The following is a 12,825-nucleotide window of genomic DNA, read 5'->3' as shown; positions in this document are numbered from 1 at the left end:
GAGAGGAGTGGAAAAATGATAACTGAACAACTGCACATTTCATTAAATAATCCAATCATGTCCAACCACAAGGTATATGGACAAGCGTTATTACCCGGCCTTGCTTATATAGATTTAATCTACCAAGTATTCCAGGAACATGGTTATGCATACCAAGAACTTGAATTAAAAAACCTGACCATTTTTTACCCTTTGATCGCAGATGAGTCATATGACATTGCCCTGACCATTCACGTGTCTGAAAGAAAGGAAGGGACATGGTCCATCATCATCGACGGACAAAAACAGCATGGAGAATCACTATCTGACAAGAGACAATATGTGACTGCTGACATGCATCGTAAAGAGCAAACCGCTTTTGCCGAATCAATAGACCTTAATCAGTGGAAAAGTACAGCTGACAGGATTCTGAATTTAGATGAAATCTATGAACAATGCCGTTCTCAGGAGTTAGTCCATACCGGCATGATGAAGGCAAAAGGACAGATTTATGAAGCCAAAGAGGGGGCTGTAATTGATTTAGCAGTCGGACAGGAAGCGTTGCGTCATTCTGATGCTTTTCTGTTTCATCCGACGCTTATTGACGGCAGCGGCATAGGTTCAAGCTGCCTGATCTCAGATCAAACGATGTACCTGCCATTGTATTATGAATCGTTTTCTGCTTCAGAACGATTGCAAAAAGGATGTACAGCACGGATCCTCTCCTCATCTGTGCGCCAAAAGAAAGAACTCACTTATATGACGATTGAATATTTTAATTCAGCAGGACAAAAAGTGGCCGAGCTGAAACAATTTGCAGGCAAGTCTGTACGGAATATGTCAGCCTTTCATTCTGCAAAAGAAATTCAAGAAGAAAGAGCTGCTGTCTCTCAGAACATCAGTCGGGACTATCCCGCATTTGAAATGTATTTGCGTCAGCTGCTTGCTAAGCAGCTTGAAAGGCCGGCAGAACAAATGGATATCCACGCTGGGTACTATGAGCTTGGTCTGGATTCTCCGTCATTGCTTACCGTGGTTCAGGAAATTGGAGATAAGATTGGAGCGGATCTTGCTCCGACACTGCTGTTTGAATTTACAACAATTGCAGAACTAGCTGCTCATCTTGCTGATCACTATTCAATTGGAGAGGCGGACGATGCTGTCCGCCAATCTCCTTCACCAATGAAGGATTCTCCTGATGGTGTTACCTCTTCACCAGAGATCGGGGAGGACATTGCCATTATCGGAATGGCGGGACGCTATCCTAAGGCAAAAAACATACAGGAATTTTGGGAACATCTTAAAGCGGGTACCGACTGCATCACAGAGATTCCAAACTCACGCTGGGAGTGGAAAGAAAACAATGGACAGGATTCACCTGCAGGCAAGCCACTCTCGAAATGGGGCGGGTTTATCGAGGAGGCTGATTGCTTTGATCCTCAATTTTTCAGAATCTCTCCGCGTGAAGCGGAAATGATGGACCCTCAGGAACGGTTATTTTTAGAGACATGCTGGGAAGCTATTGAAGATGCGGGTTATACACCAGAGACAATTGCTTCACCGCAGGGAGAAAATAAAAGACAGCATGTCGGTGTGTTTGCCGGCGTAATGCATAAGGACTATTCCCTTATAGGGGCTGAAGCTCTATCAGAACACAATCCATTTCCTTTATCGCTGAATTATGCGCAAATCGCCAACAGGGTCTCTTACTATTGTAATTTCCACGGCCCAAGCATGGCGGTGGACACGGTCTGCTCTTCCTCATTAACTGCGGTTCATCTGGCAATAGAGAGCATCCGGAATGGAGAATGCGAGGCCGCGCTTGCCGGAGGCGTCAATTTGTCATTGCATCCGGCTAAATATATCAGTTATGGCAGTGTAGGAATGCACTCAAGTGACGGCTATTGCCATACTTTCGGCAAAGACGGAGATGGCTACGTATCTGGAGAAGGTGTCGGCACAGTATTGCTAAAACCGCTGCGAAAAGCTGAACAGGACGGTGACCGAATCTATGCTGTCATCAAAGGCAGTGCGATAAATCATGTAGGAAAAGTAAGCGGAATTACAGTACCGAGCCCGGTAGCTCAAGCTGATGTAATCGAAGCATGTCTAGAAAAAACAGGAATTGATCCGCGCACCATCAGCTATGTTGAAGCCCATGGCACTGGCACCTCATTGGGAGATCCGATTGAAGTACAGGGGTTAGTAAAAGCTTTCAGCCGCAATACGCAGGACAAGCAATTCTGTTCAATCGGTTCTGTGAAATCAAATATTGGCCATGCTGAAGCTGCATCCGGCATTAGCGGCTTAACGAAGACTGTCCTGCAGCTGCATCATAAAACCTTGGTGCCGTCATTACATTCAGAAGAGCTGAATCCTTATTTGAAGCTTGATCAAACCCCATTTTTTGTCCAGCATGAAACAAAGGAATGGGAGCAGCCATCTTTTACAGAAAACGGGGTGGACGTCACATATCCCCGCCGTGCCGGTTTAAGTTCGTTTGGCGCTTCAGGATCAAATGCGCATCTTATTTTGGAAGAATATATTCCAGCAGAGAGCCATTCAGAGACGATTTTAACGAAAAATGAAGAAATAGTGATACCTTTGTCTGCGAGAAACAAAGATCGTCTGCAGGCTTACGCTCTTAAACTTCTTGATTTTCTTAGCGAGGACGTCAATCTTTTAGCGTTAGCTTATACCATGCAGGCAGGACGGGTTGAAATGGAGGAGCGTGCGGCCTTCATTGTAAAAGACATAAAAGATTTAACGGCTAAACTTCGGGCGTTTGCCAATGGAGAAGAAGAGATCGAGGGCTGCTGGACCGGACAAGCCAAGGAGAATCAGGAGGCGGCTGGGCTAGCATCGGTAAATGCGCTGAATAACAATTTGACAACAGACAGTGAAATGATGGAAATGGCGAAAGCATGGGTTCAAGGACAGCGGGTCACCTGGGACGACCTATACGGCGATCGCAAGCCGCTTAAAATCAGTGTTCCGACCTATCCGTTTGCAAGGGAGCGCTACTGGATCCCGGTTCCTGAAATGAAAACCAGCACTGTGAATCATATCTTACATCCGCTGGTGCACCGCAATACATCAGACTTTACTGAGCAGCGCTTTAGCTCTGTATTTACAGGCACGGAATTTTTTCTTTCTGATCATGTTGTACAGGGACAGAAGATTTTGCCGGGCGTTGCCTATTTAGAAATGGCAAGGGAAGCAGCGGAAAAAGCTGCAGGCGATCTGGACGGCGAACAAAGAGTGGTGTCGCTTAAAGACATTGTGTGGGTGCGTCCTATCACGATTGAAAGTGAACCAAAAGAAATACATATTGGCCTTTTTCCTGAGGATAACGGGGAAATCTCCTTTGACATTTATAGCAGCTCTGAACATAAAGAAGAAGCCCTGACGATACACTGCCAAGGCCGCGCTGTCATTTCAGATGAAGCGGACACTTCCATTTTAAACCTTTCATCAATACAGACAGAATGCAGTTTGGACACAGTGACGTCAGAACAATGCTATGCAGCGTTTCGAAAGATTGGGCTTGACTATGGAGAGGGCTATCAAGGGATTGAAAAAGTCTATGTCGGCAAAGATCAATTGCTTGCAAAAATCTCGTTACCCGCTTTTCTAAAAAACGACAAGCAGCATTTTGCGCTCCACCCGAGTTTGATGGATTCCGCGTTCCATGCCACAGTCGGTTTTATCGTTAGCTCAGTCAATGCCGCTGGACAAGCTCAGACGCTGTCTCTTCCATTTGCGTTGCAGGAGGTTGATATTTTCAGCCCATGTCCAGAGAAGATATGGTCTTATATTCGATACAGTTCAGACAGTAAAGCGGAGGACAAAGTCAGAAAGTATGATATTGATTTATGTGATGAGAACGGACACGTTTGTGTGCGAATGAAGGGTGCCTCGATGCGGGCACTTGATGGAGAGCGGCATTCAAGGTCTCAACTAGTAACTGATTCTCAGCTGACCGGGCATACGATGATGATCCCCGTCTGGGAACCAGTCTCTCTAGAAGCGGAGGATAATGCTTCGTTTGCTGGTAAAAGAGCTGTTTTATGCGGAGCTGCTGAAGCTGATCGGACTTTCATAAAGCATCATTATCCGCAAATTTCCTTTGTCGATATCCGCCCTGCAGATGACATTGAGGCAATAGCGGACAAACTGCAAGCGTACGGAAGCATTGACCATGTCTTGTGGATTGCCCCGTCAGACCTGGAGAATAGTGATAGACAAGGAGAAGCTGTTCTTAACTTATTTAAGTTCGTGAAAGCTTGCCTGCAATTAGGCTATGGCGAGAAACAACTTGAATGGTCTCTTGTGACAATCCAAGCGCAGCCGGTTACGCAACATGAGGCAGTACAACCCGCTCATGCAAGCAATCATGGACTTGCCGGCACAATGGCAAAGGAATATCCACACTGGAAAATCCGTCTTCTCGATCTTGAAAAAGGCTGCACATGGCCGGTAAATCACATGTTTGCGCTCCCAGCTGACCGCCTTGGCCATGCTTGGGCCTATCGTAATCAGCAATGGCATCAGCAGCAATTGATCCCATATCGGCACTCACTGTCTGGCGACACGCTATATCGGAAAGGCGGAGTCTATGTGGTCATCGGAGGAGCCGGGTATATCGGAGAGGCATGGAGTGAGTACATGATCCGCCGCTACCAGGCGCAAATCGTTTGGATTGGGCGAAGTCAACTTAATGCTGCCATCCAGTCAAAAATAGACCGACTTTCGGCGCTTGGCCCTGAGCCTTTCTACATTGCAGCCGATGCAGCCGATAAGCATTCATTGCAGCAGGCTTATGATCAAGTGAAAAAACGTCATCCTCATATTCACGGGATTGTTCACTCTGCGATGGTTTTATTTGAGCAAAGCCTGGAAAAAATGAAGCCGGAAGAATTCACCGCTGGACTGGCGGCGAAGATCGATGTCAGTATGCGGATGGCCCAAGTGTTCCGTCAGGAGAATGTAGATTTTGTTTTATTCTTCTCTTCGCTTGTAGCCCATATCAAAAATGTGAAGCAAAGCCATTATGCCTCTGGCTGTACATTTGCAGATGCTTTTGCTCACCAGCTTTCTCAGAGCTGGGCATGCCCTGTAAAAGTCATGAACTGGGGATATTGGGGGAATAGTGAAGCGGCTGAGGATGAACATTATGTACAGCTCATGAATCAAATCGGCTTAGGTTTAATTGAGCCTGAGGAGGCTATGAAGGCGCTGGAAGCCCTGCTTTCTGGGCCAGTCAGCCAAACAGCTTTCATTCATACGACAAAGCCTGTAGCAGTCGAAGGCGTGAATCAGAATGAATTCATCACTCTTTATCCAGAGCAACCTTCAGCAGATGCAGAGAGCCTGATGGAGCGTCTGCCGACTACGGCACGATTTCAAAGAGTGACACATGAAGAGCTTGATGATCTTCTTTACAGGCTGTTGTTAGGACAGCTGCAAACGGCCGGGCTGTTTGAAGGTTATACATTATCGGTTGAACGTCTTCAACAATATAAGACTCGTGAATTTTATGGAAAATGGATTCGGCAAAGCAGCGAATTTCTCTTGCAGCATGGCTATCTTAAGAAAGTTGGAGATTCATTGGTGAGGAAGGACCAAGCAGAGGATATCGAGCTGCTTTGGCAAGAATGGAATGCGAAAAAAGAAAAGTGGCTTAAAGACAGCGAGACAAAGGCGATGGTTGTATTAGCAGAGGCCATGCTGAAAGCATTACCGGATATTTTGACAGGGAAAGTCCCTGCAACAGATATCATGTTCCCGCATTCCTCGATGGAACTGGTGGAAGGCATTTATAAGCATAACCAAGTGGCAGACTATTTTAATAAAGTGCTTGCCGATACATTATTAGCTTATCTGGATGAACGTCTGAAGCACGACCCTGAGGCATCGATTCGCATTATGGAAATAGGCGCAGGCACAGGCGGCACGAGTGCCGGAATCTTTGAAAAACTGAAACCATATCAAAAGCACATCAATGAATATTGCTATACAGATCTGTCTAAAGCATTTTTGCTGCATGCAGAAAAGGAATATGGGGCGGAAAATCCGTACCTGACATATCAGCTTTTTGATGTGGAAAAACCGATTGATCAGCAGGAATTTGAAGCGGGAGGCTATGATGTCGTCATTGCCGCTAATGTCCTTCACGCAACAAAAAATATCCGTCAAACACTGCGGCATACAAAAGCGGTAATGAAAAACAACGGAATGCTGCTGTTGAATGAAATGGCGGGAAACAGCCTGTTCCCTCACATCACCTTTGGTCTTTTGGAAGGCTGGTGGCTGTATGAAGATCCTGCAGTGCGGATTCCCGGCTGTCCAGGCTTACATCCTGACAGCTGGAAAGCGGCACTTGAAAGCGAAGGCTTTGAATCTGTCTTTTTCCCGGCCGAGGCGGCACATGATCTGAGTCACCAAATCGTCGCAGCCTCAAGCAACGGGCTGGTTCGACGTATGATGAAAAATGTGATCTTGCCGGAGAAGGTTGTTTCACAAGCGTCTAATCAGGAGCCAGCCTACATTCATACCATAGATTCAGAGGAAGCTGGACAATCGAAACATGCTCTCCTAAGAGAAAAAAGCACAGAATATATGAAAAAACTAATCGGGGAAACGTTGAAAATTCCTGCAGGAAAGATTGAGTCATCTGAACCGCTTGAAAAGTACGGGATTGATTCTATCGTTGTTGTCCAGCTGACGAATACATTGCGTAAAGAATTTGACCATGTAAGCAGCACTTTATTTTTCGAGTACCAGACCATTGACGCATTAGTGGAGCATTTCATCAAAACAAAAACAGAAGCGCTGATGAAATTAACAGGTCTTGACCGTCAAGTTCAACAACAGACACCGGCCGAAAGCAGAACCCAATCTTCACAGAAACCTGATCAGGCCGCTAAAAGAACACGGCGCTATCGCAAGCTTTGCTTCAGCGGGGAGAAAGAAACACCGACAAACACTCTTGCAAGCCGTGACGTTGCCATTATCGGCATTTCTGGACGCTATCCTCAGGCGGAAACAGTGGAAGACTTTTGGAACAACCTAAAAGAAGGAAGAAATTGTATTGAGGAAATTCCGAAAGAACGCTGGGATTGGAAAGTTTATTACGATAAAGAAAAAGGAAAAGAAGGATCAATTTATACGAAATGGGGCGGATTTATCAAGGATATGGACAAGTTTGACCCATTATTCTTTCAGATTTCTCCGCTTGAAGCAGAAAGAATGGACCCTCAGGAGCGATTATTTCTGCAAACCGCTTATGCAAGTATTGAAGACGCGGGATACACGCCTGACTCGCTCTGTTCAAGCAGAAAAATCGGCGTCTTTGCCGGAGTCATGAACAAAAATTATCCGACCGGATACGGCTATTGGTCTATCGCCAACAGAATATCCTATTTACTGAATTTCCAAGGCCCGAGTCTTGCAGTCGATACAGCCTGCTCATCCTCCCTGACAGCGATTCATTTAGCGCTGGAAAGCATTTATAGCGGATCGAGTGATTGTGCCATTGCCGGCGGTGTCAATTTAGTTGTCGACCCGGTTCACTATCAGAATTTATCTGTCATGAATATGCTCTCTGCTAGTGATACATGTAAATCATTCGGCGATGATGCAGATGGATTTGTCGACGGTGAAGGCGTAGGCGCCATTGTGTTAAAGCCGCTGCAGCAAGCAATAGCGGACGGTGACCATATTTACGGTGTGATAAAGGCAAGTGCCATTAATAGCGGAGGAAAAACAAATGGATACACGGTTCCAAATCCTCATGCACAGGCACAGGTAATTAAAGAAGCAATGGAGCGCGCCGACATTCCTGCCCGAACCATCAGTTATTTAGAGGCGCATGGAACAGGCACTGCATTAGGAGATCCGATTGAGATAGCGGGGTTAACAAAAGCATTCGAGAAAGATACGCAGGAGAAACAGTTTTGTGCGATCGGCTCCAGCAAATCAAATATCGGTCATTGTGAAAGTGCAGCCGGAATTGCAGGGCTGACAAAAATACTTTTTCAGTTTAAATATGGCCAAATTGCGCCATCATTGCATGCTCAGCGGTTGAATCCGAACATCGAGTTCAGCCATACTCCATTTGTCGTTCAGCAGCAACTTGGTGAATGGAAACGCCCGGTGATTGGCGGGCAAGAGGTGCCTAGGCGCGCTGGCTTGAGCAGTTTTGGCGCCGGAGGGTCCAATGCCCATATCATCCTGGAAGAATATATTCCAAGAACGGGGGCGCAAACGCCGAAAGACCATCCTCCAGCGCTGATTGTGCTGTCGGCCAAAAACATGGAACGCTTGCAAGAAAAAGCGGAACAGCTGCTTACAGCCATCAAACAAAAAAGGTACCGCGAAACAGACCTGATCAGGATTGCCTATACCTTGCAAACAGGCCGTGAAGCAATGGAGGAACGGCTGGCCTTTATAGCGGAATCACTAGAGGATCTTGAGAGAAAGCTGAACGATTTTATCGAAAACAAAGCAGACAGCCTGTATCTGGATCGCATCGATGATAACAAAAAAGCGTTAGCAGTCTTATCAGCGGATGAGGATACGGAAAAAATCATAGAAGCATGGATGAGCAAAGGGAAATACACGAAACTGCTGGATCTTTGGGTGAAAGGCTTGTCTTTCGACTGGGGCATGCTGTACGGCACCCAAACGCCTGTCCGGATCAGTCTTCCGGCATATCCATTTGCAAAAGAACGTTACTGGGCGCCAGGCGCGGCAAAGGCTCCGGCGTCTATAGAACAGGATCATGATCAGCAAACTGAAGAACCTTTCAAGGTTATGACGTTTCAAGAAGTGTGGAAAGAAGAGCCGGCGACTCTCACATCGAAACGTATCAAAACGCTCATCTGTTTTCTGACTGAAAGAGAAAAGCAAAACGCATTTGCTTCAGCCCTGAAAAACGTTGATCAAGACACCAAGGTCATTTTTATATCACAGGGCGAAGTGTACAGCAAACAGTCTGAATATAGCTATCAGATTGTGCGGCAAGAACCCGTTACTTTTGAAAAGGCCTTCCAGAGCATTAAAGAAGAACTTGGAGAGCCAGATGCAATCCTCTATATGTGGCCTATGGAAGACAAGCGCTGTATAAAGGACCATTCCTGTATTGTTTACCTATTACAAGGTATGTCCGCAGCAAAGCTTCATCCTTCACGGCTGCTGCTGGCAGGATGTTTTGAAGATAGTCTTGACCGAAGTTATCTGGAATCATGGATTGGCTTCGAACGTTCACTCGGGCTTGTCCTTCCGCACACAAAAGTCACTGGAATCTTTCAGCCCGCGGAACAAGGATCGATGGATGATTGGACACGTAAAGTCTGGGCAGAATTACAGGCTTCAACTGAACAAACGGTTTTGTATCAGAATCTGAAACGATATGTAAATCACATTGAACAGACAACGATACAACCGGACAACAGCAAATTGAAGTCTGGCGGTACTTACCTGATTACAGGCGGTGTAGGAGGGCTTGGTTATTTATTTGCCAAGCATTTGGCCAAAAACTATGCCGCAAACCTGATTTTGACAGGGAGGTCGCCTTTTAATGATGAGAAGCAAAAGCAAATAAAAGAATTAAAGGATCTAGGCGGCGAAGCGATGTATGCAGAAGCAGATGTGTCTGATCCTATCGCAATGGGAGACTGCGTAAAAAGAGGGAAAGACCGATTCGGTGCCATCAACGGTGTTATTCATGCAGCCGGAATCGAGAGCGACTCTGCTATTTTTGACAAAAAGATCGAAAGCTTCCAGCGCATCATTGAACCGAAAATCAACGGCACGATAGCGCTTGATGAATGGCTTAAAAATGAAGACCTTGATTTTATGTGTTATTTTTCTTCTTCTTCTGCGGTTTTAGGGGATTTTGGATGTTGTGATTATGCGATTGGCAATAGGTTTCAGATGGCTTACGCACAATACAGAAATGAGCTGCATAACGGTAAAACGTTTGTCATCAACTGGCCTGTGTGGAAGGATGGCGGAATGAAGATCGGTGATGAGGAAACAACGGATATGTACTTGAAATCAAGCGGCCAACGCTTCATAGAAGCCGAGGAAGGTATCCGTATGTTTGAGCACATCCTAGCTCAGCAGGATGCTCAGCATCTCGTGATAGCCGGTCAGCCCAGCCGTGTCAGCAGATTTTTAGGAATGACTGAACCAGCTATTCCAGAACCGTCCACTCAAGCCCCTCTAGCACAAGAAAACAAGGATGAGGTAAAAACACTAAGCATTGAAAAGCGTTTAGAACACGACTTGAAAGAGCATATTCACACATTGCTTAAGATTTCAAAGGACAAGCTGAATTTGAACAAAAATTGGGCCGACTTCGGATTTGATTCGATCTATTTGGCTAAATTCTCGAACGTGTTATCAAAGCATTTCAACATCGAAGTGACACCGGCTTTATTTTTCGGCTATTCAACTTTACAAGAATTGATCAGCTTTTTCTTAACCGATCATAAAGAGCTGATTGAAGCATTTTACCGGGATGATGCATCAGAGGCGCAAAAGCCCCCTGAAGCTTATGCAGCAATTCCTGTAGCTTTAGAACCAGAAGCCAGTAAAAAAAGCATTCGGCAGGTTCACGATGAGCCTATTGCCATTATCGGCATGAGCGGCAGGTTCCCTCAAGCTGATTCGGTCCATGAGCTGTGGGATAATCTGAAAAAAGGTAAATCGTGTATCTCTGACATCCCGGGCGAACGCCGGGACTGGGGGAGAGCTAACAGAGATCCAGAAAAAGCAGTGCCAAGGTGGGGGGCATTTTTGAAGGACATAGACCGGTTTGATCCGCTGTTTTTTCAAATATCGCCTAAAGAAGCCGAAAGCATGGACCCGCGCCAGCGCATTTTTCTAGAGGAAGCATGGCACACGTTTGAAGACGCCGGCTATATGGGAGATCGGATAAAAGGAAAATCCTGCGGTGTTTATGTAGGTGTGGAAGAAGGGGAATATGCGCATCTAACCGGAGATACGGATTACATTAACGGAACACAAAACGCCACATTGTCTGCGAGAATCGCATACGCATTGGATTTAAAAGGGCCTAATATGGCTTTGACAGCAGCATGTTCATCTGGACTGGTAGCGATTCACCAGGCATGTTCAGCTCTGCGTCAGGGGGATTGTGAAATGGCTTTAGCCGGCGGCGTCAGCTTGAATATTTCTCACATGTCTTTTGAGGCGCTGACAAGGGCCGAAATGCTGTCTCCGAACGGACAATGCAAAGTGTTTGACCAGGATGCCAATGGTCTTGTGCCAGGTGAAGCGGTGGCTGCTGTTCTCTTGAAACCATTATCAAAGGCAATTGAAGATAAAGATCATATTTATGGCTGCATCAAGGCTAGCGGCGTGAATTACGATGGCAAAACCAACGGCATTACTGCGCCAAATCCTTTTAGCCAGGCAGAATTGATCGAAAACATTTATGAAAAAAATGAAATCAATCCGCTCGATATTCAATATGTGATGGCGCACAGTACCGGCTCGAATCTTGGTGATCCGCTTGAGGTCCAAGCGTTAACGAGCTTGTTCAGCAAATATACGAAGCAGAAGCAATTCTGTATGATCAGCTCAATTAAACCTTTAATCGGACATACATTTGCAGCGTCAGGAACGGTTGCTTTAATCAGTATGCTGATGGCTATGAAAAACCAGATCATTCCGGCCACTCATCACTGTGAATCGGAAAACCCGTATATTCCGTTTAAAGAAAGCCCATTTGTGCTTTGCAAAGAAAACCGTTCGTGGATCAGGAAAAATCAGAAGCCGAGGATGGGAACGATCAGCACGACTGGAATCAGCGGCACCAATGCACATGCAGTCATTGAAGAATACATTCCGGATAATCAGCCGTCCACACAGCGGCATCAAGGGTCACCGCAGATCATTGTGCTTTCAGCCCAAAATGACGATCGGCTTCAGGATGCTGCCTGCCGCATGATTGCGTATCTGGAGCAGAATCATAACCTTTCTTTACCTGATGTGGCATATACGCTTCAGGTTGGGAGAAAAGCCATGGAAGCAAGGCTCGCGATCGTTGCAAACAATCAGAAGCAATTGGTGCGAAAATTGAAGGAATATGTGGAAGCAATGAAGAATGGTGGGGTATCAGGCCAACAGAGATCCCTTTATACAGGATATACAGAAGGGATTTTAGAAGAACAAGATGAAGCAGTTCTGCAAGCTCTCGCAAAAGAAAGAAATTTGGAAAACATCGCGGAATGCTGGGTGAAAGGATATCAGATTCCTTGGGAACTCTTTCATGATGGCGATCACGTTCGGATGGTTTCTTTACCTGGTTATCCATTTGCAAGGGAACGGTATTGGATTTCGTCAGGCACTCAGCAATCAGAGGCCGTTAAACAGCATTCACAAGATATGAAAACAGAGATTGACGAGCCGAATGGCAAAACCCACATTCAAAAGATCATTGTTCAATTTTTAGCACGAGAATTGGGCATATCTGAGGATCGAATCAATTTCAAAAGAAACTTCCTGGATTATGGGATGGATTCAATTCTTGGCCGAAAATTGATGCGGCATATCGAAAAAACCACGCAGCTGAAGATGGCCGGCCGGGAAATCCTTGAATGTCAGACAGTCCAAGCTCTATCTGACCATTTGGCCTTAAAAGCGGAAAAACAAAATCATAGCGCAGCAGCACATCAAATAAAGGACACGTATACAGACGAGCAAATCATCGGATTGATGCAAGAGGTGGCGCTAGGGAAATTGGATTTTAAGAGTGTGCAAAACATCATAGAAGGGAGTAAATCGTATGAATCATAAAGAAATTCTCGATGC

General features: G+C 45.8%; 1 protein-coding gene. It reads left to right on the top strand.

The features are described 5' to 3' along the window. Window positions 1-15: 15 nt before the first annotated feature. Window positions 16-12,810, top strand: coding sequence for a polyketide synthase PksM (pksM, locus tag MKY10_RS12465; protein WP_236833359.1), 12,795 nt, complete (start codon window positions 16-18; stop codon window positions 12,808-12,810). Window positions 12,811-12,825: the final 15 nt, after the last annotated feature.

The organism is Bacillus sp. FSL P4-0290, from assembly GCF_037975435.1.
Taxonomy (GTDB): Bacteria; Bacillota; Bacilli; order Bacillales; family Bacillaceae; genus Bacillus; species Bacillus subtilis.
The sequence above is the reverse complement of the archived record's forward strand: the minus strand, read 5'-3'. Positions and strand labels throughout refer to the sequence as shown.